The sequence below is a fragment of the Sphingobium sp. WTD-1 genome (assembly GCF_030128825.1).
Classification (GTDB): domain Bacteria; phylum Pseudomonadota; class Alphaproteobacteria; order Sphingomonadales; family Sphingomonadaceae; genus Sphingobium.
On record NZ_CP119127.1, the window covers coordinates 2,752,031 to 2,777,330 of the forward strand.

Below are 25,300 nucleotides of genomic sequence, written 5' to 3' on the forward strand. Positions count from 1 at the left end.
ATGAGGCTGTCATTTACCGCGCCTACCTGCCGCTTCCGAGGGCGACAGGGGGCGTTGTCCGATTCGCTTTTCCCCCTTGCGCTCCGCATCGCAACAAACCCGGCAGAAGCCGGAGCGGAGACGACATGGCCAAGATCAACCGTATCCATAATATCCTGATGGCGGGCTGCGCCTGCGCGGCGCTGGCCGCCTGCGGCGCGGACGACATCGCTTCGCCCGGCACCGGCGGCGACGTCATCATCAACCCGACGCCGACCCCCACGCCGACGCCGACCCCCACGCCGACCCCGGCTGCCGTTACCCCGGCTGCCGGCTGCCCGACGATCGCCGACCCCAAGGGTCTGACCGACGAAGGCACCATTTCCAGCTCGAACGGTGATGTCTGGCGCGTCTGCACGCTGCCCTCGATCATCGCCAAGAGCATCACCCTGCCCAAGATCGCCGGTCTGGTTTACCAGATGAAGGGCCGCGTCGACGTCGGTTGCGACAGCGGCTTCGCTGCGCCCACCACCTCGGCGCCGGTCACCAGCTCGACCGTGGGTTGCACCGCTGCCAATGGCTTCAGCCTGACCAGCGGTCAGCTGACCGCCGACACCAACGTCACCCTGACCATCGAGCCGGGCGTCATCGTCTATGGCGGCACCGGCACCAGCTGGCTGGCCGTCAACCGCGGCAACAAGATCAACGCCGTCGGCACTGCGACCTCGCCGATCATCTTCACCAGCCGCGACAATATCAACGGCAACGCCACCGAGACCTCGATGGGGCAGTGGGGCGGCGTCGTGCTGATGGGCCGTGCGCGCACCACCGACTGCAACAGCGGTTCGGTCGGCGCCGACACCTGCGAGCGTCAGACCGAAGGTTCGGCCGATCCGGCGACCTTTGGCGGTCGTGACGACGCCTATAATGCGGGCACCATGAAATATGTCCAGATCCGCTATTCGGGCTATGTTCTGGGCGCCAACACCGAATTGCAGGCGCTGACCGGCGAAAGCATCGGCAGCGGCACCACGCTGGACTATATCCAGAGCTTCAACAGCTCGGACGACGGCGCGGAATTCTTCGGCGGCACCGTGCGCATGAAGCATTATATCGCTACCGGCGCGGATGATGACAGCCTTGACGCCGACACCGGCATTCAGGGGCGCTTCCAATATGTGCTGATCGTGCAGCGTCCGGGTCAGGGCGACGCGCTGATGGAAATCGACAGCAACGGTCTGGAAAGCGATACCCCGCGCCAGAAGACGATCGTCGCCAACTTCACCGCGATCCAGTCGCAGGTCAGCAGCAACAACGAAGCCAATGACCAGGCATCGATCCTGAACCGCGGCAACAGCGACCTGTCGCTGGTGAACGGCATCGTCGTGTCGCCGAACAACGAGTGCGTCCGCCTGCATGGCACCGGCACCGCTTCGACCCGCGCCACGCTGACCGCCCGTTCGGTGCTGATGCAGTGCAACGCGACCAAGTATATCGGTTCGGGTAGCGGCGCGACCGCCTACACCGCCGCCGATGTCGCCGCCATCTTCAGCGGCAACAACAACAATGATGCCTACACGGCTTCGCTGAGCGCGGTGTTCATCAACGGTGCGGCCGAAACCGCCGCCACCGCGATCGACGCCAAGACGCTGGACAGCTTCTTCGACACGACGACCTATGTCGGCGCGGTCAAGGACGCCAACGACACCTGGTTCGCCGGCTGGACCTGCAATTCGGCCTACGCGCCGTTCGACAGCACCAGCACCGCGCGCCGCGCCTGCACCTCGATCCCGCTCTAAGACGGGACGGACCTGATGCGGGGCGGGATGCGGCCATGATCGGCCGCATCCCGCCCCGAAACGTGCAATGACCTTATCTAGGGGATATTCGATGGCGACGCCGCTCAAGTTCGCGGGCCTGCTGCTGCTTTCCACCGCGCTGGTCGCGCCGGCCGCGCTGGCACAGGAAGTGACCGCGCCCGCCGATGCCACCACGTCCGACCCGCAGGCGGCCGATCCTGCTGCCGCTGCCGGTCGTTCGACCGCCGAGGATCCGGAGGCGGCGCCCGACATTTCGGTCCCCGGTTCCGACATCATCGTCACCGGCCGCCGCAGTGCCAACGTCCAGAAGAATATTCCGGCGGTGGTTTCGGTCCTGTCTTCGGCCGATATCGCCCGGACGGGCGACGGCAATATTGCCGGCGCGCTGGGCCGCGTCACCGGCCTGTCGGTGGTCGGCAACGGCTATGTCTATGTCCGAGGCCTGGGCGATCGCTATTCGCTCGCGCTGCTGAACGGTTCGCCGCTGCCCAGCCCCGAGCCGCTCAAGCGCGTCGTGCCGCTGGACCTGTTCCCGACCAACATCGTTTCCTCCTCGATGGTGCAGAAGAGCTATTCGGCCAATTATCCCGGCGAGTTCGGCGGTGGCGTCATCAACCTGACGACCAATGCGGTGCCGGCGGAAAGCTTCCTGACGATCAGCGGCGGTATCGGTGCCAACACCGAAACCACCTATCAGATGGGCTATAGCTATTATGGCAGCAAGAGCGACTGGACCGGCTTCGACAATGGCAGCCGCGACATTCCGCCGGCGCTCGCGGCCTTCTTCGCCAGCGGCGAACGGATCAGCTCGGGCAATGTCGATACCACCGCGATCGCGGCGGAAATGGTGCGCTTCAGCAAGGGCACCGTCCAGCGCATCAAGGATATCGACCCCAATTATTCGGCGACCATTTCGGGCGGCACCTCGTTCGACCTGGGCGGTTCGACCCTGGGCCTGATCGCTACCGCCGGCTATAGCAACAAGTGGACGACGCGCGACCAGCGCCAGCAAAATTCGATCACGCCCGACCTGTCGGCGCTCAATTCGGATTTCCAGCGCGTCACGACCGACAATCGCATCGTCGTGAACGGCCTGCTGGGTCTGGGCCTTGAGTTTGGCGAGAACAAGATCCGCTGGACCAACCTCTATATCCGCGACACGCTCAAGCACACCCGCTTGGGCCTGGGCAACACCCAGACCCAGCCGACGTCGGACATCATGGAGCAGGATACCGCCTGGTATGAGCGCCAGCTGATCGACACGCAGGTGGTCGGCGAGTTCAAGCTGAGCCCGGCGTTCAGCCTGGACGTGCGCGGCGGCTTTGCCAATTCGCAGCGCGAAGCCCCCTATGAACTGTCGTTCGAATATATCCGCACCAATGCGGCGGCGGACCCCTATGGCAATCTGTTCGTCAACCGTCTGAACGGCAATACCGGCCAGACCGCGACGGTCAGCTTCTCCGACCTCAACGAGGATCTGTGGTCGGGCGGCGCGGACCTGACCTGGAAGCCGTCGGCCGACATGGCGCTGACCGCTGGCTATGCCTATGTCGACACCAACCGCACCAGCTCGCGCCGCGACTTCCAGTTCCGCGCGTCGAGCGACATGCCCGAGGGCGTGGGCGTGCTGCGCCCGGACCTGCTGCTGGCACCGGGCATCGTCAACTATTATGACATCAGCCTGATTGAGACCAACGAAGGCAATCCTGCCTTCCGCGCGACGCTCAAGAACCATGCCGGCTATGGCAAGCTGAACTGGCAGATACTGGACGACCTGTCGCTCGACGCGGGCGTGCGCTACGAAACCGCCAAGCTGACCGTGTCGCCGATGCAGGTGTTCAACACGCCGGGCGCCAGCACGGCTTCGACCCAGCTCGACAATGATTACTGGCTGCCCAGCGGCACGCTGACCTGGCAGATGCGCGACGACATGCAGGTGCGCCTGAACGCGTCGAAGACCATTGCCCGGCCGCAGTTCCGCGAGCTGATCTATCAGTTCTACTTCGACCCGGACACCAACCGTCGCTATCAGGGCAACCCCTATCTGCAGGACAGCAAGCTGTTCAACGCGGAAGCGCGCTATGAATGGTATTTTGCGCGGGATCAGCGCTTCTCGCTGTCGGGCTTCTTCAAGAAGATCGACAACCCGATCGAAACCTTCATCACGCTCAACGGCGACAATTTCGTCACCAGCTTCGCCAACGCGCCCAAGGCCGACCTCTATGGCGGCGAAGTCGAGCTGCAGAAATATTTCGACCTGTCGCGTCTGTCGGACGGCGAATTCTTCTCGACCCGCCGTCTGGTGACGATCGCCAACTATACCTACACCAAGTCGAAGCTGAAGGTGAAGGAAGGCGATACGACCGCCGTGTTCGGCGCGTCGTCGACGCTGGCGACCGACTATTTCCGCAACGGTTCGCCGCTGACGGGCCAGTCGGACCATCTGGTCAACTTCCAGTTCGGCCTGGAAGACCAGGACAAGCTGTCGCAGCAGACGCTGATCCTGTCCTATGCCAGCAAGCGCGTGACCAGCCGTGGCCTGGCCAACCAGGACCAGCCGGACGTCTATGAACATCCCGGCATCAACCTGGACTTCGTGGCGCGCCAGGGCGTCTATGTCGCGGGGCGCCAGTTCGACGCCAAGTTCGAGGTGCGCAATATCCTGGGCAACGACTATGAGGAAAGCCAGTCGAACGGCACCAACAAGGTCATCTACAACGCCTATAATTATGGCACGACCTTCAACTTCTCGCTGTCGACGACCTTCTGAGGGAGCGGCAGAGCCGAAACGGAAAGGGCGCCCGATCGGGCGCCCTTTTGCGTTGAGGGCATTGGTGGGCAACATGGTGTTGGGCTTTGACGGCTTCCGACCATTTGCAGACGCGAGCGTGATGGCGAATAAGATGCTGCTATGAGACGTAACGCATTAGGTTTCGTGGACAAAGGTTGACAGCAGGATCGGGCGTTGATTCAAGGCTGCCTTTTGGAGGTGGCGTTGGGCGAGCGTATTGGGCTGACGGAGGACGAGTGGGGGATCATCGGCACATTACTGCCATCTGAGCGTGGTCGTGGCTGTCGTCCAGCACAGGACAACCGGCTGTATTTCGAAGGCATGATGTGGATCGCCCGCACAGGTTCGCAATGGCGCCACTTGCCGGATGAATATGGCAAGTGGAACAGCGTTTTCCGCCGCTACCGGCGCTGGGTTACGACCGGGGTGTTCGAGGCGATGCTCGAGACACTGGGCGAAATGGTGGCTCGTGATGCCACTGCGGACATGATCGACAGCACCGTGGTCCGAGCACATCATTGTGCCGTCGGCATAAAAAAGGGACTCAGGAAACCGAGGCGCTTGGCCGATCGCGAGGCGGATTCAGCACAAAGCTCCACGCCCGCTGCGATGCCAAAGGCCGACCGCTCGGCTTTGTCCTGACGCCGGGCCAGAGCCACGATATCCAAGGCTTTGGCCCGCTGTTCCGTTTGATTGCTCATAAGATCGAGGCATTGTTGGCGGACAAGGGCTACGATGCAGATGCCATCCGCGAGGAATTGGCCAATGCTGACGTTGAGGCTGTCATTCCCGCCAAAAGCAATCGGCGCGATCCAATCCCACACGATCGCGAAAAATACCGTTGGCGCAATCTTGTCGAACGCCTCTTCAACAAACTCAAGAACTGGCGGCGTATCGCAACTCGATACGACAAAACCAAAGAGTCCTACCTCGGCTTCGTCAATCTCGTCTCAGCCCTGCAATGGATACCCTTTGTCCACGAAACCTAATTCTCGCCCTTGCCGCAATACCCCTTTGTGGTTGCGAGCCGCTGCGAGGTGTCGTGTCCGAGAGAGATCTTCACACGCCCGCCGATATTGGATGCGTGGATAAGACGCTCCGAAAGGCCTTTGGCAAGATCGAGCGGTGGGATTACGTTGATGATGGCAGCACCTTTCCGAAGGGCACCAATGTAGCGCAGTTCGCCTATTACAAAACCGAGGACAGCGCGGGCCGGGCGACTTTGGATATCGGACGAGTGAATGATAAAACGCGTGTAACTCACTCGTTCACTGGCATTGGGGCCGAACTCCCACAGCAGTCTTTTCCCCCTGCCATACGCGCAATGGAGAAGGCAGGCCGCGTTTTGAAGGCGGATTGCAATCTCGATCTATCTGGCATGGAATTGAAGGCTGTAGGGCAGAGTGTCGAAGCCTTGAACTGAAAGCCGCCATTCCGCTCTCCACCCTTTTCGTCCATTCGACGGGCACCCGATTTTCCTTGCCGCCTAGTCCCCCAACTGCCTGGCGACCAGCGGCGCGACCTTCGCGGTGATACGCTGCACGCCTTGTGGGTTGGGGTGGATGCCGTCGGGCAACAGCAGGCTGCGCTGGCCGATCACGCCGTCGAGGAAGAAGGGGTAGAGTGGCACGCCATGTTTCTTCGCCAGATCGGGGTAGATGGGATTGAAGGCGGCGGCATAGTCCGGCCCCATATTGGGCGAGGCCATCATGCCGGTCAGCATCGCGGGAATGCCGCGCTTGGCGAGTTCGGTGAGGATCGCGTCGATATTGGTCCGGGTCGCCTGCGGGCTGAGGCCGCGCAGCATGTCGTTGCCGCCCAGGCCCACGAGGACCAGGTCGGGCTTGCGCGGCAGGCCGTCGAGACCGAAGGCGAGGCGGGCGAGGCCATCGGCGCTGGTGTCGCCCGACACGCCGGCATTGACGACGCGGGCCTTGATCCCCTGTTTTGACAGGGCTTGTTCAAGTGTGGGTGCAAAGCCCTGATCCTGCTGAAGATTATAACCGGCATAGAGGCTGTCGCCGAATACGACGACCAGCTTGCCATCGGCGATTGGCTGTGTCGCCTTCGCTGTCATGTTCGCGGCGCCATTGTCGGCGGGGGCTAGCGCCTGCTCCTTCGTTGGGGAACAGGCGGCGAGCAGTTGGACAAGCAGCAGCGAGAACCCATATAGCCGGAAACCGTTCGCCAAGGAGCCTTCCTTCTTCATGCATGCGACCATCGACGCCCCCCATATCGCGATCCAGGCGCGCAATGTCACCCTCTCGCTCGGCAACACGCAGATATTGAAGGGCATCGACCTGGATATTCGTCGCGGCGAGAGCCTGGCGATCTTGGGCGCGTCGGGATCGGGCAAGTCGTCGCTGATGGCGATCCTGTCGGGGCTGGAGCAGGCGAGCGGCGGCACGGTCAGCGTGGCCGGCGTCAATTATCGCGCGCTCGACGAGGATGGGCTGGCGCGGGCGCGGCGCGGGCGGATCGGCATCATCCTGCAATCCTTCCATCTGTTGCCGACGATGACGGCGCTGGAAAATGTCGCCGTGCCGCTGGAACTGGCGGGGCTGGCCGATCCGTTCGAGCGGGCGGCGCGGGAATTGAAGGCGGTGGGCCTGGGCCATCGCCTGTCCCATTATCCCGCCCAGCTATCGGGCGGCGAGCAACAGCGCGTGGCGATCGCGCGGGCCATGGCGCCCGATCCGGCGATATTGTTCGCGGACGAACCCACCGGCAATCTGGATCAGGCGACCGGCACGGCGATCATCGACCTGCTGTTCGCCCGGCAGCAGGCGAGCGGCGCGACCCTGCTGATCATCACCCATGATCCGGCGCTGGCGGCGCGGTGCGACCGGACCGTCGAGATGCGGGACGGGCAGCTGAGCGGCGAGGTTGCCGCGTGACGACATTGGGGTGGGGGGCAAGCTGGAGGATCGCGCGGCGCGACCTGCATGCCGGATTCCGCGGCTTGCGGCTGCTGTTCGTCTGCCTGTTCCTGGGCGTGATGACGCTGGCGGCGATCGGCAGCCTGACCAGCGCGATCACTGGAGAGATTTCCGCGCGGGGACAGATGATCCTGGGCGGCGATGTCGAGATCGCCATGACCCAGCGGGTGATGGACGCGCGCGACCAGCAGGCGATCGCGCGGCTGGGCCGGATGAGCGAGACGGTGCGGCTGCGCGCCATGGTCCACAAGGGCGGGGCGCGCGCGGCGGCGCCGCTGCTGACCGAGCTGAAAGGCGTGGACGATGCCTATCCGCTCTATGGCACGCTGGCGTTGCAGCATGGCCGCTATGCGCCGCTGGCGGCCGACCGCATCCTGATCAGCCCGGCCCTGGCGGAGCGGATGGCGATCGGCGTCGGTGACGCGCTGCGCTATGGCACGGCCGATTTCACCGTCGCTGCGATCATTGCCGACGAACCGGACCGGGTGGGCGAGGGCTTTACCCTGGGGCCGGTGGCGATCGTGTCGATGGATGGACTGCACCGCACCGGGCTGATCCAGCCGGGCAGCCTCTACCGCTCCAAATATCGGCTGCGCCTGCCAACCGGGGCGGATGCGCAGGCGCTGCGCGAGCGGTTGGAGAAGCGCTATGTCGAGCAGGGCTGGGAATTTAAGGACCGCGAGCGGGCTGCGCCGGGCACCAACCGCTTCATTGAGAATATGGGTCAGTTCCTGTCGCTGATCGGCCTGGCTGCGCTGGTGATCGCCGGGATCGGCGTCAGCAATGGCGTCGCATCCTATCTGGCGATCAAGCGCGGCGCGCTGGCGACCTTCAAGGTGCTGGGGGCGACATCGGCCGATATCCAGCGCATCTATCTGCTCCAGATCGGGGTGGTTGCGGGGCTGGCCATATTGGCCGGGCTGGTGGCGGGCGCGCTGTCGCCGCCCTTGCTGGTCTGGGTGGCGGGCGACATGCTGCCGGTGGCGCCGGGCTTCCACCTCTATCCGCTGCCGCTGGTGACGAGCGCGGCCTATGGCCTGCTGATCGCGCTGATCTTCACGCTGCCGCCGCTGGCTCGTGCGCGCACCGAGCCGGTGGCGGCGATCCTGCGCACCCTGGTCGACGGGCGGCAGCGGATCGACCGGCGCACGCTGGCGCTGGTCGGCGGGGCGATCGCGCTGCTGGTCGCGGTCGTGCTGCTGACGGCGCGCACGCCGATGTTCGCCGCGGCGATGCTGGGTGCCATCATACAGACCCTGTTGCTGCTGCTGGCGATGGGGCAGGGGATAAGGTGGCTGGCGCGGCGCATGCCCCATGCGCGGCGACCGTTGCTGCGGCTGGCGCTTGCCAACCTCCATCGGCCCGGCGCGCAGACGGCGGCGCTGACCGTGGCATTGGGGCTGGCGCTGACCCTGTTTGTCACGCTGGCGGCGATCCAGACCAGCATCCAGGCGGAGATCGGCCGGACCGTGCCGAAACAGGCGCCGAACCTGTTCATACTCGACATGCCGGCCGGGGCGGAGGCGCAGTTTCGTGCGCTGATAGCGAAGCGGGTGCCAGCGGCGAAGCTGAATGTCGTGCCGATCCTGCGCGGCACGGTGACCGGCTATTCGGGCAAGCGCGTCGCCGACCTGAAGGAGAAGCCGGAAGGGGCGTGGATCCTGCGCGGCGAGCGCGGCGTCACCTATAGCGCGAGCCTGCCGGAGGGGAGCGAGATCGTCGAGGGGCGCTGGTGGCCGCGCGATTATGTCGGGCCGCCGCTGGTGTCGCTGGATGCCGACCAGGCCAAGGCGCTGGACATCTGGGTCGGCGATCGCATCACCGTATCGATCCTGGGCCGGGAGATCGAGGCGCGGGTCGCGTCGCTGCGCAAGATCAACTGGGACACGATGGGCTTCAACTATGTGATGGTCTTTTCGCCCAGCACGCTGGCGTCGGCGCCGCACAGCCTGACCGCGACGATCAGCCTGCCCGACAACCGCCAGGAGCAGGCGGTGACGAGCGCGCTGCTGGCGAGCTTTCCCGGTGCGTCGGTGATCGAGGTGGGACAGGTGATCAGCCAGGTGTCCGGCCTGCTGGATCAGATGTCGGGCGCGATCCTGGCGGCGGCGTCGGTGACGGTGCTGGCGGGGGTCGCGGTGCTGATCGGGGCGATCGCGGCGGGGCGGCAGAGCCGCAGCTATGACAGTGTCGTGCTGAAGCTGCTGGGCGCCACGCGCGGCCAGATATTGGGGACGCAGGCGCTGGAATATGGCGTGCTGGCCGGGTTGCTGGCGCTGGTGGCGCTGCTGCTGGGCGGGGCCGCCGCCTGGTATGTGGTGGTGCAGGTCTTCAGCTTTGGCTGGGCACCGGACTGGGGCGTGGTGCTGGCGACGCTGGCAGTCGGGGCCGTGTTGACCCTGGGGATCGGCCTGGCCGGATCGATCCCGCTGATGTCGGTACGGCCCGCGCGGGCGCTGCGCCAGCTATAGGCGAAGATGTCCTGGCGTTATTGCGGGGGCATCTTCATATAGAGCGGCAGGGTGAGGCTGAGGAAGAAGGCCTCGCCCTTCAGCCGATTGGTGGCGTCGAGTTCCTTGAACGCGCGCAGGCGGAAGGTCGCGGGCGAGCGACCCATCATGACGTTGAGTGCGGCCGTGCCGCCGACGCCGACCACCTCGCCACGGAAGGCGCCGAGCAGGGCGCCGCTGCTCTTGTCATCGCTGATCTGCTTTAGCCAATAGCCCTGGGCGCCGAGGGAGAATTTCTTCGACAGGGCCTTTTCCACCGATCCTTCGAGGTGGAACTCGTTGCCGCTATCATATTCCGTATAGTCATTCTTGCCATTGAAGGTGACGCCGGCCTTGCCTGTGAGATCCCAGCCGCTTTCATCGTCATGCAGGCTGAGCGCCAACGAGGTGTCGACTGCCCAGCGATGCAACGCCAGATTGGCCAACTGGTCCTCGCGATAATGGCCGACCGGGATATTGACCATGCTACTGGCCTGAATGTGGAGCTTGCCGGCCTTCCAGCCGAGCATGGTGTTGAACACGGGGTCGCCGACGACGAGCGCGGAATCATGGACGTTGAGGCTGCGCAGATTGCCGAACGGGCCGGTGACGACCGCATTGGCGTCGAGCATCGGCGCGCCGACCGGAAGGGTGACGCCCATGGACAATGTGCCGCCCAGGAAATTGGTGGAGGGGACGACCAGAGTGGTCAGGAAATCGGCGACGATTGTTGCGTCGAGGCCGGCGACGACATTGCCGCCGACGACGAATTCCTTGCTGGCGCTCGCGCTGCCATTGTAGATGTAGATGGTGTCGTCGAAATAGACGCCCTCCAGCGGCGGCATCACCGCAGTGGCGGGACCACCAGTGCCGGGAACATAGAGGCTGGCTGCGCCCTCGACCGCCTGGGCCGAGGTGCTGATGGCGGCGGCCAGTGGCAGGATGGCGCCCAGCAGGCAGGTCTTCATGTTACGCATCATTCGTCCCCATTGTCCCTGAAGGGCGGAAAGCCCGGCGCCATCATCCATCGACGCCTCGGGTGGGGCCATCGGGATAATCCCCGAGCCGATTGGGGAAAGCTTGCATCGCCGGAAACCCTGTACTTGGCGCTAAGATAACGAAAAGGCGTGATATTTGCGCTTTGCTCTCGCCAAGAGTGCCAGAGCATGGCAGATTTCGACCCGCTATCGATCGTCCCGGAGAGGGCGAGGGGGCGGATATGCGGTCGCTTTGTGCGTGGTCAGGGCAATATCGGCTGATGCGGGGGAAAACCCCCATTGTTTCGGGCCGCCATGCCGCAATGATAGATAGGCTCATCATGGGCGCCATCGGGAGTGGACAGGGGTAAGGGATGAGCAAGCCATTGACGCGGATATTGATTGCCGACGATCATCAGGCGTTGCGGCAGGGCGTTCGGACTTTCCTCGAAACCCAGGATCGCTGGCAGATCGTCGCCGAGGCGTCGGATGGGCATGACGCGCTGAAGGCGGCGCGCGAGACCCAGCCGGATATAGCGATCCTGGATTATTCCCTGCCGTTGATGAACGGGCTGGAACTGACCCGCGCGCTCAAGCAGGAATTTCCGCGGATCGAGATCTTGATCTATACCATGCACGATCGGGAGGATCTGCTGGTCGAGGTGCTGCGTGCCGGCGCGCGCGGCTATGTGCTCAAATCCGACAGCGACCAGCATCTCCAGTCGGCGGTCGAGGCGCTGTCGCTGCGCAAGCCCTATTTCTCGGCGGCGATCTCCGAAACCCTGCTTGACCATTATGTGAAGAGCAGCGTGGCCGGTAGCAATGTCGCGACGCTGACCCCGCGGGAGCGCGAGATCGTCCAACTGATCGCCGAGGGCAAGATCAACAAGCAGATCGCCCATCTGCTCGATATCAGCGTGAAGACGGTCGAGACCCATCGCGCGGCGGCAATGCACAAGCTGAAGCTGGGGACGACGGCTGAGTTGGTGCGCTACGCAGTGCGCAACAACATCGTAGAACCCTGATCTGCATGTGATCGGCGGGTGGGGCTGATCCCCCGCCGCCGATCAGGCACGATCAGTCACATAGACGGCGACGCGGGATGGTTGCGGTGACGAGCGTGCCCGTACCGGTACGACGCACCTCCAACTGGCCGGCAAGCGCGGTGACACGCTCCCGCATGCCTGACAGGCCGACACCGACAATGTCGCGACCCTTACCGTTGAGGATATGTTCGGGCACGCCCCGGCCATCATCCTCTATCTCCAGGATGAAGTCGGTCTGGGTCCGCCGCAGCCGGACCACGGCGTGGCTCGCGTCGGCATGTTTATAGACGTTGGCGAGCGCTTCCTGGGCCACGCGATAGAAGGCGATCTCCATGTCCGGGTTGCGCCTGATCGGCCCTGACAGGCAACGAAATTCGACCTGGAGACCCGACCGGCGGGCGAAGCCACGGCTGAAATGGGCCAGCGCGGCTTCAATCCCATCCTCGGCCAGTTCGGGCGGATGCAGCAGATAACTGAGCGTCCGCACCTGATCCTGGATCGCCTTGAGCGAGGTTTCCATCGCCTGGTAGGCGTCGCTGGCCTGGGCGCTCATGTCGGTGCTGCTTAGCGTCATCAGATTGAACTGGATCAGCGCCAACTGCTGGAAGGTTTCGTCGTGCAGTTCACGGGCGATCCGCTTGCGTTCCTCTTCCTCTGCCCGCAGCATCGAGAGGTGATAGCGGCGAGGATTGGCGGTTTCGCTTTCCGGGTCTTCGTCGTCCAGATGACTGAGGATGAAAAGATCCTCCACGCCCGGCAACCGCTCACCATGGACGACCATGCGGATATCCTGCCCGGCAAGCGGAAAGCTGATGGTCTGGCTAAAGGCCGTGTTGTGCTGGCAGAGCATCGCGACATGTTCGCTCACGCTGCGCGCATCCAGCGGCGGAGCGCCGAAACGTTCCTTCACCGCATAATAGCTCTGGCCTGAGACATTGTTGAGGTCGAGGCCGACCGCTCGCAAATAGGGCTCACAAGCGCGGTTGATGGCTAAAATCTGTGCGTGACGATCAATCACCACGATCTTGACCGGGATACTGTTGATCAGTCGCTGAAGGTCTGCCTGCGATGTCGTCTGGGACTGGCTTGGCGGGGCCAAATACATTTGCGCGGGCAACGTCGTGCTGCCATTTGGTCCGCCGAAAAAATCCGGATAATGGGCTGCCCCCGCTTGATGTGGTTCGAGCATGACGTCTCCCTCACCAGCTAAAAATGCGCTCAGCCATGCGACCGGGCTGAATGTATCGGCGCACAAGATCATCTGCGCGGCGGACACCACGCTGAAATCGACTAACTAACGAGCGACCCTGTTATCGGTAAGTATACGGGGGGTAATTCTATGTAGCAATGGTTGAGCTTGGACAGGTGTTGTGGTTTTACGTTGCCGTAAACCGTTCCATTGACTGTTCGTGAAATGACCGGATTTTGGCTGGAAAGCTATAGAAAATGGGTGTTTAGCAGCCGATATGGACTTAAGTACAACATTGTATACTTTGGAAAATTGTGAGTTTTGTGTATAATTTTGCGCCTAAGGAAATCTACGTAGGATAGGGCCCGGCAGGTGGATAAGGCGCCTGGTCATCCCCGAGTCGGGATTTTCTTAATCCAGGTTAACAATAATCTTTTGCGAGCGGGGAATTACCCGGAGAGGGGGCGATCATTTCGCTGGCGATTTTCCGCCGCTTTCCAGATCGATGCTGCCGCTGCCGTCGGGAAAACCCCGGCATTATTCCCCGCACTCCTAGGAAATGACCCCGATGCCCAAATCCGGGGCAAAGGCGCACAAGTTCCAAGGGCATGGTTGCCATGCCCGAATGGACGGCCGCTGGCCGCAGGGAGGAAGAAATGGCGCGTCAGAGCATCGGGCTTGCCAGCATCTGTGTCTTGATGATGGGGGCTGCCGCTGCGCCCGCAAAGGCGCAATCGCTTGACGACAAATATTGGGCGGAAGTGGGCGCCTATTGGCCGTCGGTCAGTTCCCATGTCCGGGTCGCACCCGCGTCCAATCCGGATGGCGGCACGAATATCGACCTGGAATCGGACCTCGATCTCGACAAGCACAAGGCGTTGCCACAGGTCGCGGCGGGGATAAAATTGGGCGGCAACTGGTCGGTGATGGGAGAATATTATTCGCTGAGCCGCAACGGTTCCAAGACGGTGGCGCGCGATATTGTCTTTGACGATGTCACCTATCCGGCCGGGGTGCGAGTGGAAAGCGGCTTCGATAGCGACGTCTATCGACTGACCTTCGGCTATGCCTTCGTGAACACGCCCGACACGCGGGTCGGTGCGGCGCTGGGTGTGCATGCGACCGATTTCACCCTGACGCTCAAGGGGGATGCCCGATTGGGGGAAACGCAGGTGAGCGGCACGCAACGTCGTCGCAAGGCGCTGGCGCCGCTGCCGACGGTGGGGCTGTTCGCGTCGCAACGGATCGCGACTGACCTGACGCTGAGCGCGCGGGCGGACTATCTGTCGCTCAAGATCAGCGATTATAAGGGGCGGCTGCTCAACACCGAAGCGGCCATGACCTGGCGTTTTGCCAAGAATGTCGGGATCGGCGCGATGTGGCGCTACGTCAATTACCGGGTCGACGTCGACAAGGATAATTGGGCCGGCCGGATGAAATATCGGTTCAGCGGGCCGGCAGTCTTCATGCAGGTCGGGTTCTGACAAGAAAGGGCGTCGTGCGGATCGGCGCGACGCCCTCTAACCTTGTCAGACCGCGCGGATCACGCAGCGGAAGCCGATATGACTGGTCGAGGAGTCAATCGCCTGGGCATGGCGCGCAGCCGGCCGATAGCGCTGGCAATAGCTGGGGGCGCAGAGGTGCGAGCCACCTTTCAGAACGCGGCGCGGGATCAGTATGTCCGGCTGTTGTGGATCAAAACTGGCTTCGCGTGCCTGGTTGAGCGGGTTGCGCGGGGCGCAGCAGGGGCGCGATGGATCGGCTTGATGTCGGGCGGCGTAGAAATCCTCGGTCCATTCCCAGACATTGCCGATCATGTCGAACAGACCATAACCATTGGCGGGAAAGCTGCCGACCGGCGAGGTGCGTTCGTAGCCGTCGATCAGCAGATTTTCGAACGGGAAATTGCCCTGCCAGAAATTCGCCATCGCCTTGCCGTCGGGCATCAGTTCGTCGCCCCAGGCAAATTCCTGGCCATCGACGCCGCCACGCGCGGCAAATTCCCATTCGGCTTCGGTCGGCAGGGACTTGCCCGCCCAGGCGGCATAGGCAGCGGCATCGTCATAAGTGACATGGATCACCGGATGATCGTCGAGATCGTCGATCGAAGAGTCCGGACCTAGGGGATGGCTCCAGTCGGCATCGAAGACATAGCGCCACCACTGGCTCCAGTCATGCAGCCGCACGGGGCGATCAGTCGGCGTGAAGACCAGCGAGGCGGGGCGCAGCATCTCCGGCTGGGCGCCGGGATAGTCATCCGGATTGGGCGCCATCTCCGCCGTGGTGCGATGGCCAGTGGCTTCAACGAAGCGACGAAAGTCCCTATTGGTGACGGGGGTGGCGTCGATCCAGAAGGCGTCGACCTCGACCGGATGGGCTGGCGCTTCCTCGGGATAATGATGGTCGGATCCCATGACGAAGCGGCCGCCGGGGATATGGATCATGTTCTCCGGCGCGGTGGCCGCAGGGGAGAGGGGGGATGGCACGGTCAACCGAAACTCCTTGTCTGTCAGTCCTGTGATGCGCCTATACGGCACGCGTCGCAATGGCGCCGAACAGGGCGATCCCCGCAATGCACATGATCAGCGCCATCAACAGGACCGGCCTTTTAAGGCTGAACTGATCCATCTGCTTGAGGTCGGTTAACGTCATCCAATAGCCCAATGTGCCGAGCAGAATGGCAAGTGTGCCCATGCCAGCAAGAAATAGCCCGATATGCTGTGGGCTTTCAGAGTCCCCGTGGCCCGCTTTCTCTGTCGCGGTGTCGAGAAACTTGTAGATGGTGAAACCGAAGCTCAGCATCGATAGCGACGTGCGTATCCATGCCATCAGCGTCCGATCGGCGGCCATGATGGTGCGTGTCGTGCCAAGATCCGTGGGCAATTTAGGAGGGGCGTCCATCATCATTCACTCCGGCAGATGGAGGATTTTGTCGATATCCTAGGTTGTGTGGCGGAGGTTGGCGATCATGATAAACCCTAGGTCGGGTGAGTAACAACCCATTGTCGGATTGGATGGGCCAAAGCCACAAAGCGTTGGATAGCAGGATGTTGTGGTTGCATCGGCCGACAGGCATTGAAGACGGTATCGATCAGGGCAAATCCCGACTTGGCCGGCTCTGCCGGCGCATTAGCTTCATGATGGCGCAAATCGGCCGCGATCGCCGGCCAGTGAGATGATTGTCACCCATCCCCCGGGTGCGGTCATGCATCAGGCGGAAAGAAGGACTGCACTTTCCGCCTGATGCTCCATCGGACTCAGGTGTGGCTCGGAAAGAAATGCGCCCAAATCGGCAATTATCCCGATGGGCCACCCCGTCTGAACGGCGATAGTCGGCGGCAAGGGAGATGGCGTCCAATTCCAGCATCGCGCATCTCGCCGTGCGTCCGGTCCGGGCAGAAGGAGCTTGTCATGAGGTCTAGGATAAAATGTCTCTGTATGCCGCTGGCTTTGCTGGCCGCGTCCACAGCCCATGCGCAGACGACCGCGCCGGCTGCGGACGTGGTCGAGCCGGCGGCGCTGACGGCGATGGACAAGATGAGCGCCAAGCTGATCAGCTTGCCGGCGTTCGCGTTGAAAGCCGATGTCACGACCGAGCAGGTGCTCGATACGGGCCAGAAGCTGCAATATGGCGGCACGGTCGATATTCGCGCGCACCGGCCCGATGCGTTCAAGATTTCGGCGGTGTCCGACATCCAGCATCGCGATTATTATTTTGGCGGTGGCAAGTTCACGATTTTGGCGCCCCGGCTCAACTATTATGCCTCGGTACCGGCCACCGGGTCGATCGGTCAGGCGCTGGACAAGCTGAAGACCAGCTACGGCATCGAGCTGCCGCTGGCGGATTTGTTCACCTGGGGCACGGACCAGTCGCTACGGATGCGGATCAAGTCAGGCTATCTGATCCGGCCGGAAAAGATCGATAGCCGCACCTGCACCCACTATGCCTTCCGGCAGGAGCAGGTCGACTGGCAGATATGGATCGACGACAGCGATCAACTGCCCTGCAAGCTGGTCATCACAGACACGACCGATCCTTCGATGCCGCAATATGCAGCGGTCCTGCACTGGGATCTGCAGGCGCAACCGAGCGCGGCCGACCTGGCCTTTGCCCCGCCTGCTGACGCGCATCAGATCATGCTGGTCGATCTCGCCAAGGGAGACAAGAAATGAAGCGCCCGACCAACAGCCTGGCCGCGATCGCGTCGCTGGCGATCATGGCCCAGCCGGTCACGGCCGGCATGACGGCCCTTTCCGCCGGGGGATTCCTGCTGGTGGTAGCTGCTTCCGATAGTGCGGAAGCTGCGCCGCCACGCAAGCGTCCTGGCGGTGGTGGCGCGCGGCCCAGCCGGCCAGCAGGCGGCGGCGCACACCGCCCCTCGGGCGGCGGTGGCCGACCGGCCGTGCGCAACAATGGGCGAACCAATGTCAATCATGGCGGCAACCGGAACAATATCAGCAACAATAATGTCAATGTGAACGTCAATCATGGCGGCAACCATTATGATGGCGGTCATCATGGTCATCATGATCGGTGGGATGACGATTGGGACGATCACTGGCACCCTGTGGCGACGGCGGCGGCCGTCTCGCTGACGGCGGCGGCGATCGGATCGATCGTACGCAGCGTACCGCCAGATTGTTCGACCGTGATCGTCAACGGCATCAGCTATTCGCAGTGCGGCAATACCTGGTACCAGCCGCAATATGCAGGGTCGTCGGTGCAATATGTGGTGGTCAATCCGCCGCGCTGAGGCGCCGGTCGATCAAAGTAAAAAGCGGCCGTCCGAAAGGGCGGCCGCTTTTTTGTGGGGCAGGTGCCGGACGGGCAAGGAGTGCCCGCTCAGCGGTATGATCAGAACTTGACCGAGGCGTTCACGAAGAAGGCGCGGCCATAGACGTCGTAGGTCGACGGATAGGTGTTCGACTGCTGCTGGTTGTCGCCCATGATCGGCGGCTTCTTGTTGAACATGTTATTCATGCCCAGCGACCAGCCGAAGGTTTCCGTTGCCTGCACCTGGAGGCCGAGGTCGAACAGGTTATAGGCCTTGATCTTCTCGACGGTATAGGTGGTCGTATCGTCGTCGTCGCGGACGCTCGACAGATAGCGATGGGTCAGGCCCAGGGTGATCGGCCCGCTGCTCCAGGTGATGCGGTTGTTGAGCCGCAGCTTGGAATAGGGATCGCCGCAATAGACGCCGAAGCGGCCGGCGCAGCTCTGGTTCAGTTCCGGGATCGCCGCGACCGGGTTCAGGTCATAGCGGATCAGGCGGGTGCCCGCGACGCGGAAGCTGAGCTTGCCGGTCTTGGCTCCGAACACGCCGAAGTTAAGCGGCAGGCTGTAATTCATCTCGAAGTCCACGCCCTCGGTCTTGAGACCGCCGGTGTTGGACAGGAGATTCTCCGCGCCTTCGATCGCGTAGCTGTTCTCGTTGCGCGGCAGCAGCGAGCAATAGCTGCTGTCATAGGGCGTCCAGCCGTTGGACTGATCGCCATAGCAGGCCTTGATGATGTTCGCGGTGCCCGGCGTCGAGATATAATTGTCGATCTTGATATGGTAATAATCGACCGTCAGGCTGAAGCGCGGCAGGAAGCTGGGCTGGAGCACGACGCCGGCGGTCCAGGTGTCCGACTTTTCCTCGCGCAGGTTCGGGTTGCCGCCGGTGATCGAATCGATCTGCGAGCTGCCACCGTTGATGTCGGTGCCGAGCGCGCTCGATGGCACGCCGGTCGCGACGCAACTGGCCGCCAGGCTGGCATTGGTGGTCGCGTCCTCGGTCGAGCAGGGATCGTTCGCAGTCGGGAAGTCCTGCGACTGGCCCGAATAGAGATCCGCGACGGTCGGCGCACGTACCGCCCGGCTATACTGGCCGCGGAAGGTGACGTCCTTGATCGGCGCGTAGATGAGGCCGGCCGAGAAGGTGCCGACATTCTTGGCTGCGGTCGAGTAATGCGAGAAGCGGTAGGCGCCGTTGAAGTCGAGCTTGTGGACCAGCGGCAGGTCGGCGAGCAGCGGCACGTCGATTTCGGCGAACAGCTCCTTCACATTATAGCCGCCCGACAGGCCTTCACCGGCGTTGAAGCCGACGACGTCGCCCGAGGACAGGGCATAGTCCGGATCATAGCTGCCATGTTCGGAGCGATATTCGGCGCCAAAGGCGATACCGGCCGGGCCGGCACCCAGATCGAACAGATTGCCGTTGGTGACGGCGAAGCTGGCGACCTGTTGGGTCACGGTGCTGACATTCTTGACCGGGATCGAGATGAAGGCTGCGGCTTCGCTGCTGATATTGCCTTCGCCGAAGATGTTCAGCGGGACGCAGCCATTGCTGGTGTCCGAACAGACCAGATTGCCGTCGCTGTCATAAGTGGTCTTGAGCGCCTGCTCCACGCGGCTGCGCGATACGTTGCCGGTCTGGGTTTCGACCTGCTTGGTGCGCGAATAGCTGTAATAGCCGTCATAGTTCCAGTCGCCGGCAATCTGGCCCTTGGCACCGATCAGGGTGCGATAGGCGGTGTTGTCGACGTTGGAGATGCGGGCGCCGACTTCGCTGAGGCGGCGATAGATGGCGGCGGTGGCATAGCCGTCGCCGTCGGTATCGGCGGCCGACAGCAGTGCCTGCGATTCCGGCGAGAGGAAGGAGGAGTCAACGTCGAGCGAGACCGAGCCGGTGAACGGCGTGGGCGCCAGGCGGTTCTTCACCCGGTTGTTGATGAACTGACCCTCGGCATAGACGGTCAGGTGATCGTTGACGTCATAATGGGTCTGGGCGCTCAGCAGGATGCGCTTCTGGGGCACCTGCAGATAATTGTCGGGCGCATAGTTGTAGGCGTCTGTGGACGAGTCATAGGCCGAATAGCTGCCGTCCTGATTGAACTTATACTGGGTGCCGGACAGGGCGAAGCGGGTGCCGGGGATCGAGCCCGAGCCGCCGGCGGCCAGGCCGCCATCGCCGTCATCGGTATAGGCCTGCTTGGTATAGCTGCGGGCCGACTGCTGCACGGCGTCGCGCTTTGTGTAATCGATGTAGAAGGTGGCGTTGCCGCGACCGTCGGCGAAATTGCCGCCCATCAGCAGGTTGGTGTTGAAAGTGCCGCCGTCGCCGGCCTGGTTGATGCGATAATTGGCGTTTGCTTCCACGCCGGAAAAGTCGCGCTTGGTCACGAAGTTGATGACGCCGGCGATCGCGTCCGAGCCGTAGACAGCGGACCGGCCGCCCGACACGACCTCGACATGGTCGATCAGGCCCGCCGGAACGGTGTTGAGATCGACGATCTGGTTGGAGTCATAGGAGACATAGCGACGACCATCGACCAGCACCAAGGTGCGGTTGGCGCCGAGGCCACGCAGGTCGGCCGTCGACACGCCGCCGCCCGGATTATTGGATGCCGCCGTCGTGCTGGGGATCAGCTGGGGCAGGTCGTTGATGATCGATTCGACATTGACCTTGCCGCTGAGCTTCAGTTCCTGCGCGCTGACGATCGCGATCGGCGATGCCTGCTGCAGGTCGGGGCGAGCGATACGCGAGCCGGTGACGACGATGGTGTCGCTGGTCGCGCCATCATCCGCCGCGCTGGTCTGCGCGAAGGCCGGGGTCGCCAGGCCGAGCAGGATGGTCGACGCCGAAAGGCGCCGCATGATGTGAGACGGCATGAAAATAATCTCCCTTGGGATATTCTATCCCGGTCCGCGCCCTGTTGGTTTGTCCTTGGGATGGCGCGAGCCGATGGAGAGATTTGTATGCGTGCGACGAAGTGCGTCAACGCGATTTGCCGTGTTTCACAAAGGTTTAACAAAGCTGTTGCCAATAAAAAACAGATATGACGATAGTTTTTATTATGTTGTGAAATGTTGCGTATGTTTCACCGAATTTCATGATTTATGAAATGTCGTAATTATATTTGATTTATGACGAAAAAATCCCCGCATATTTTCATATGCGAGGTGGTAAATCTGATTTTTATTGTGATCAGTTGACGGCGTTGCCAGCCGTGACGGGGTGGACGAAGATATAGCCTTCGTTGCGCACGGTGCGGATCGTCTGCCCCTTGAGGCCGCCAGCCGACAATTTGCGACGCAGACGGCACAGCTGGACGTCGATGGCGCGGTCATAATGATCGCTTGACGCGCCATAGACCTGATCGAGCAACTGGTGGCGGTTGAGTACCTGACGCGCATTGGCCACGAAGACGCGCAGCAACTGATATTCGCCCTCGGACAGCGAGATGGTGCCGCCGCTCGGATCGAACAACTGGCGCGTGGTAAGGTCGAATCGCCAGCCCTGGAAGGCGACCCAGCTATTGTCGCGCGGTGCCGTAGCCATGGTGCCGGCATCGGCCTGGCGGCGACGGGCACGCAGGGCGGCATTGGCGCGGGCGAGCAGTTCGCGCGCGTTGCAGGGCTTGGTCAGATAATCTTCCGCGCCCATTTCCAGGCCCAGGATGCGATCGATGTCGCTGCTGGCGCGGCTGTGGATGATGACCGGGATGCGCCGCTCGAACGCAAATTCGCGCAGCAAGCCGGCGGTATGCTGGCCCGGCATCATCGGTTCGGCGATCAACAGGTCATAATGACCCTCTTCCGAAAGGCGGCGCATGTCGGCGAGATTGGCGGCGGTGTCGACGTCGAAGCCATAGCGGCCGAAATAGTCCGACAGCGACGTCAGCAGTGCTGCGTCATCGTCGGCAAGGAGGATGTGGCTGTTCTGCATGATCGAGCATAGGACGGCGCCGGTCCGGCCATCCCGTCGCGTGATTTCGCGTCGCGGCATGTCTGTTGTTCCAGTCGGTCGGCAATGGCGGCCTCGCCATGCCGATAATAGTCGTTGAAATGGGCGATCGCGCCCTCGTCCAATATGTCGCGCATGCGCAGCGGGCGGCCGAAGCGGCCCGATGCATTGGCGCGGCGGAGCAGCTTGCGGCTGAGCCCATACCAGCCGGGCAGATGGAGCAGGCAGTCCTTGTCCGCGACGGCGCGTCGGGTGAAGAGCTTGGCGGCGCGAAAGGCCCAGAGCAGCAGCCGGCCGGGGGAGGGGTTGCGTGTGCTCCAGTCCAGCCGGTCGAGCGCGACATCCAGCCCGAAACGGGCGGCATAGGCGGCGGCGAAGCCGCGCGGATCGGCGCGAAAATCCTCATAGCGGAAGACATGGACATTGTCCGCGCCGAACAGCCGATCATAATGAGCGATCAGCCGGGCATAGTCGAAATGCTCGCGGCGGAAGCCGGGCGCCTCGTCACGCTCCGGCGCCACCGGGCCGAGCCGGTCTCGGCCGAATAGATAACGATGAATGCCGAATGTGCCGCCGCCCTTCACATATTGGAGATAGGCTGACGCGATGGCCGAGCAGGGATCACGCACGAAGATGACGATTTGCGCGCCGGGCAGCGTATCGCGGATGCGGCCGGCGACATCCTTGGAAAGATTGCCGGCCAGCCCGCCATTATGCAGCCCGCCGCTCAGATTTTCCTCGCACAGGATGATGTCGTCGCGGTCCTGGCCCAGTCTGTGGCGGGCCTGGTCAGGCTCGAAATGGAGCGCGCCGGCCTCCAGGAAGGCGGCCCGCGCAACGGCGCGGGGCAGGTAGCGACGATTGCGGACGGCGGGATAGAAAATATCCTGGAACCAGGTGGTTCCGGTCTTGTGATAGCCGATATGGATGATGGGGCCCCTGTAGATGCGCATCCTATCTTCCTTCGGTGAGTGCGGGCGTGCTGCGAGACGGGGCAGGGCGGCGGGTCGGCAGTTCGTGCAGCACGAGGTGACAATGCCGTTCCCACGACAGATTGTTCGCGGCCCAGATCCGCGCCTGATCGCCCAGCCGGCGGCAGAGGGCGGGATCGCGCGCCAGCAGCGCGAGCGCCGCGCGCATTGCGCTGGGGGAATTGCCGTCGACGACCAGGCCGGTGACGCCGTCGCGGACCAGTTCGGCCGGGCCGCCATCCGCGCCGACGATGCAGGCCAGCCCCTGTGCCATGGCGTCGGCGACGCTGAGGCCGAAGCCTTCGACCTCGGCGCCATCCTCCAGCGCGATTTGGGGGTGGAGGAAGATGTCGGCATCGCGATATTGCTCGGCCAGTTCCGCGTCGGCGACATAGCCGGCCAGCTGGACATGATCCTCCAGTTGGTGGCGGCGCACGGTCTGCTGGATACGGATGCCATCCACGCCGCGGCCGACGATGGTGTAGTGGAGTGAGGCCTCCTCGCGCAGGCAGGCGGCTGCGGCGTCGATCGCGGCCGGAATATTCTTGCGCGCGACCAAGCGACAGACAGTCAGCACTTGGGCCGGCGCGTTGCCATTATGGAAGGCGGTGGCGGGACGGTCGGCCGGCATGCGCACCCCGTTCCAGGCGACGATGGTGCGCGCGGCGAGATCGGGCAGGCGCTGCACCAGAATGTCACGGGTGACGGCACTGACCGCGACGATGCGCCGGGCGCGGCGCAGCACCAGCCGCAGCAGGGCGAAGGCGCTGCCGGCCGGGCGACCGACTTCCCGGCCATGGATCGTCACGATGAGGGGGCGGGGAAAGAGGAGGGCAGGCAGGGCCGCGCGCCAGGTGCAGGCATGGATCGCCTGTGGGCGCTCGCCGCGCAGCCAGGCGCCGGCCATGGCGCGGAACAGCCGGCCATAGACCCGCATGCGCGAGGTCGGGCCGACATCGATCAGTTCGATGCCGTCGCTGCTGACCCGGCGTGGGCCGGCCGAGGATTTGGCGAACAGGGTAACGCGCCAGCCCAGCGCGGCATAGGCGCGGGCGGTTTCGGCCACATAGGTCTGGACCCCGCCTTCATCGGGCGCATGGACGCGGGCGACGAGCCAGAGGCGACGATCGGCATCAGCCATGACGCACCGCCTCCCGCAGCGGATAGGGTGTCGGAACCGGCCTGGCTGCCGGCGTGCCGCGCGTCAGATAATCCGCGACCGCCCTGGCCGCGCGTGCCGAGGCCGGCGCGCCGCCGCTGGTGAAGGTATCGGATAGGCCGCGTCGCTGGGCGGCGTCATACATGCCATGGGCGGCCATGGCGGCGGCGACCTTGTCCGGGATGCGATCGGCGGATTCATGGACCGGGCCATAATGCCAATGGGCATAGTTGGGATCGTCGCGCCACTGCGCGCCATGGCCGTTGAGGAAGAGGCAGGGGCGCGGCGTGGCGATGAATTCATAGATCTGGCTCGACACGTCGCCGATATAGGCGGCGGCAAGCTGGACATAGCTCATGTCGACGCTCGCCCGGCTGCCCAGGTCGACATGGATATGCGGCCGGCCGGCAAATTCGGCCAGCATGCGCTCGGCCGCGGCGCGCTTGCGGCGATTGTCGAACAGGCGGACATGGGGCGCGACGATCAGGTTGAAGCGGTCATCGGCCGCGAACTGGCGCAGCACATCCATGCCCATCGCCTGCCAGGAGGAGAGGCGCGGCGAGAAATGCGGGTTGTAGAGGATGATCGGGCGATTGTCGGTGAAGGGGCTGGCCGGGCGCTGGCCCTGGGTCAGGTCGAACTTGCCATAGCCGGCAATGGCGTAATGATCCTCGCGGATCAGGCCCTGTGCCAGCATCCGGCGGCGCTGCTTCTCGCCCGCCAGCAGGACGAAGTCGAACAGGGCAATGCGCGGATCATAGCCGACCGCGCGGTCGCCCGCGCCATGACAGGTATGGATGAAGCGGCTGTCCGCCAGCCCGAAACGGCGCAGCAGCAGCGAGGTGCGTTCGGGCACGACGATCGCGTCATAGCGCGCGAGGCGGCGGCGCGCGGTGAGCAGGGTGGCGAGCTTGGGCGGGCTGGCATGGCCCGACAGGTGGGACAGGGTGCGCAGCCAGATATTGTCGAGATGGATGAAGTTCAGCCGGCCGCCGCCATGACGGGCTGCCAAGTCGCGGGCCAGCGCAATATGATCGGCCCCGGCCGCGATGATATCGACGCGAAAGCGCGGATCATGCGACAATTCCAGTGCCAGCGGCATGGCGTGCAGGAGATGATGGATCTGCGCGTTGAAGAAGAAGCAGATCGACTGCGTCGTCCTGCTTGTCTGGTCGGTCCGGGCCGGGAAATTGATCGGCTGTTGTATCACG

19 protein-coding genes and 1 pseudogene are annotated in these 25,300 nt (G+C 63.2%); 10 read left to right on the forward strand and 10 right to left on the reverse strand.

Annotation, left to right across the window (positions count from 1 at the left end; translation table 11 throughout):
- Nucleotides 1-125: 125 nt before the first annotated feature.
- From N6H05_RS13715 to N6H05_RS13730, 4 genes and pseudogenes are all read left to right on the forward strand, one after another.
- Complete coding sequence (locus N6H05_RS13715) at nucleotides 126-1,778, forward strand: beta-helix domain-containing protein (RefSeq protein WP_284110010.1); 1,653 nt, start codon at nucleotides 126-128, stop codon at nucleotides 1,776-1,778.
- Between the two features lie 91 nt (nucleotides 1,779-1,869).
- Nucleotides 1,870-4,569, forward strand: a complete 2,700-nt coding sequence (locus N6H05_RS13720) for a TonB-dependent receptor domain-containing protein (RefSeq protein WP_284110011.1) — start codon at nucleotides 1,870-1,872, stop codon at nucleotides 4,567-4,569.
- Nucleotides 4,570-4,788: 219 nt separating this feature from the next.
- Nucleotides 4,789-5,579 (forward strand): annotated as a pseudogene (locus tag N6H05_RS13725) (IS5 family transposase).
- A gap of 95 nt (nucleotides 5,580-5,674) precedes the next feature.
- On the forward strand, nucleotides 5,675-6,013 hold the full coding sequence (locus N6H05_RS13730) for a hypothetical protein (protein WP_284110012.1): 339 nt from the start codon (nucleotides 5,675-5,677) through the stop codon (nucleotides 6,011-6,013).
- A 63-nt stretch (nucleotides 6,014-6,076) separates the two neighbouring features.
- On the opposite strand, the gene N6H05_RS13735 is transcribed toward N6H05_RS13730, so the two are convergent.
- Nucleotides 6,077-6,799, reverse strand: a complete 723-nt coding sequence (locus tag N6H05_RS13735) for an arylesterase (protein ID WP_284110013.1) — start codon at nucleotides 6,797-6,799, stop codon at nucleotides 6,077-6,079.
- Here N6H05_RS13735 and N6H05_RS13740 point away from each other — a divergent pair.
- Together N6H05_RS13740 and N6H05_RS13745 are read left to right on the forward strand one after the other, a co-directional pair.
- A complete protein-coding gene (locus tag N6H05_RS13740) occupies nucleotides 6,798-7,487 on the forward strand; it encodes an ABC transporter ATP-binding protein (RefSeq protein WP_284110014.1) in 690 nt (229 codons plus the stop codon). The two genes, N6H05_RS13735 and N6H05_RS13740, sit on opposite strands and share 2 nt — an antisense overlap.
- On the forward strand, nucleotides 7,484-10,000 hold the full coding sequence (locus N6H05_RS13745) for an ABC transporter permease (RefSeq protein WP_284110015.1): 2,517 nt from the start codon (nucleotides 7,484-7,486) through the stop codon (nucleotides 9,998-10,000). The genes N6H05_RS13740 and N6H05_RS13745 overlap by 4 nt, the downstream gene beginning before the upstream one ends.
- Nucleotides 10,001-10,017: 17 nt before the next feature.
- Here the strand turns inward: N6H05_RS13745 and N6H05_RS13750 are convergent, their stop codons facing one another.
- Nucleotides 10,018-10,986: a SphA family protein gene (locus tag N6H05_RS13750; RefSeq protein WP_284110016.1), complete on the reverse strand. Its 969-nt coding sequence runs from the start codon at nucleotides 10,984-10,986 to the stop codon at nucleotides 10,018-10,020.
- 383 nt (nucleotides 10,987-11,369) lie between these two features.
- On the opposite strand from N6H05_RS13750, the gene N6H05_RS13755 reads away from it, so the two are divergent.
- On the forward strand, nucleotides 11,370-12,020 hold the full coding sequence (locus tag N6H05_RS13755; RefSeq protein ID WP_284110017.1) for a response regulator: 651 nt from the start codon (nucleotides 11,370-11,372) through the stop codon (nucleotides 12,018-12,020).
- Between the two features lie 52 nt (nucleotides 12,021-12,072).
- Here N6H05_RS13755 and N6H05_RS13760 read toward each other — a convergent pair whose 3' ends face one another.
- Entirely contained in the window at nucleotides 12,073-13,230 is a 1,158-nt protein-coding gene (locus N6H05_RS13760; RefSeq protein ID WP_284110018.1) for a sensor histidine kinase, read from the reverse strand.
- A 656-nt stretch (nucleotides 13,231-13,886) separates the two neighbouring features.
- Here N6H05_RS13760 and N6H05_RS13765 point away from each other — a divergent pair.
- Nucleotides 13,887-14,714, forward strand: coding sequence for an outer membrane beta-barrel protein (locus N6H05_RS13765; protein ID WP_284110019.1), 828 nt, complete (start codon nucleotides 13,887-13,889; stop codon nucleotides 14,712-14,714).
- 45 nt (nucleotides 14,715-14,759) lie between these two features.
- Here N6H05_RS13765 and N6H05_RS13770 read toward each other — a convergent pair whose 3' ends face one another.
- Complete coding sequence (locus N6H05_RS13770) at nucleotides 14,760-15,674, reverse strand: formylglycine-generating enzyme family protein (RefSeq protein WP_284114233.1); 915 nt, start codon at nucleotides 15,672-15,674, stop codon at nucleotides 14,760-14,762.
- Nucleotides 15,675-15,756: 82 nt separating this feature from the next.
- Nucleotides 15,757-16,137 (reverse strand): YidH family protein, encoded by a 381-nt coding sequence (locus N6H05_RS13775; RefSeq protein ID WP_284110020.1) that lies wholly within the window; start codon nucleotides 16,135-16,137, stop codon nucleotides 15,757-15,759.
- Between the two features lie 531 nt (nucleotides 16,138-16,668).
- Between N6H05_RS13775 and N6H05_RS13780 the strand changes: the two genes are divergently transcribed.
- On the forward strand, nucleotides 16,669-17,403 hold the full coding sequence (locus N6H05_RS13780; protein ID WP_284110021.1) for a DUF2092 domain-containing protein: 735 nt from the start codon (nucleotides 16,669-16,671) through the stop codon (nucleotides 17,401-17,403).
- On the forward strand, nucleotides 17,400-17,984 hold the full coding sequence (locus N6H05_RS13785; RefSeq protein ID WP_284110022.1) for a DUF6515 family protein: 585 nt from the start codon (nucleotides 17,400-17,402) through the stop codon (nucleotides 17,982-17,984). The genes N6H05_RS13780 and N6H05_RS13785 overlap by 4 nt, the downstream gene beginning before the upstream one ends.
- A gap of 101 nt (nucleotides 17,985-18,085) precedes the next feature.
- Here the strand turns inward: N6H05_RS13785 and N6H05_RS13790 are convergent, their stop codons facing one another.
- The 5 genes from N6H05_RS13790 to N6H05_RS13810 all read right to left on the reverse strand — a co-directional run bounded on the left by N6H05_RS13790 (nucleotide 18,086) and on the right by N6H05_RS13810 (nucleotide 25,299).
- A complete protein-coding gene (locus N6H05_RS13790; RefSeq protein WP_284110024.1) occupies nucleotides 18,086-20,884 on the reverse strand; it encodes a TonB-dependent receptor in 2,799 nt (932 codons plus the stop codon).
- 316 nt (nucleotides 20,885-21,200) lie between these two features.
- Complete coding sequence (locus N6H05_RS13795; RefSeq protein WP_284110025.1) at nucleotides 21,201-21,941, reverse strand: winged helix-turn-helix domain-containing protein; 741 nt, start codon at nucleotides 21,939-21,941, stop codon at nucleotides 21,201-21,203.
- A complete protein-coding gene (locus tag N6H05_RS13800; RefSeq protein WP_284110026.1) occupies nucleotides 21,893-22,912 on the reverse strand; it encodes a sulfotransferase in 1,020 nt (339 codons plus the stop codon). The genes N6H05_RS13795 and N6H05_RS13800 overlap by 49 nt, the downstream gene beginning before the upstream one ends.
- Before the next feature lies 1 nt (nucleotide 22,913).
- Nucleotides 22,914-24,071, reverse strand: coding sequence for a glycosyltransferase family 4 protein (locus N6H05_RS13805; RefSeq protein ID WP_284110027.1), 1,158 nt, complete (start codon nucleotides 24,069-24,071; stop codon nucleotides 22,914-22,916).
- Complete coding sequence (locus N6H05_RS13810) at nucleotides 24,064-25,299, reverse strand: CDP-glycerol glycerophosphotransferase family protein (protein ID WP_284110028.1); 1,236 nt, start codon at nucleotides 25,297-25,299, stop codon at nucleotides 24,064-24,066. The genes N6H05_RS13805 and N6H05_RS13810 overlap by 8 nt, the downstream gene beginning before the upstream one ends.
- Between the last annotated feature and the right edge of the window lies 1 nt (nucleotide 25,300).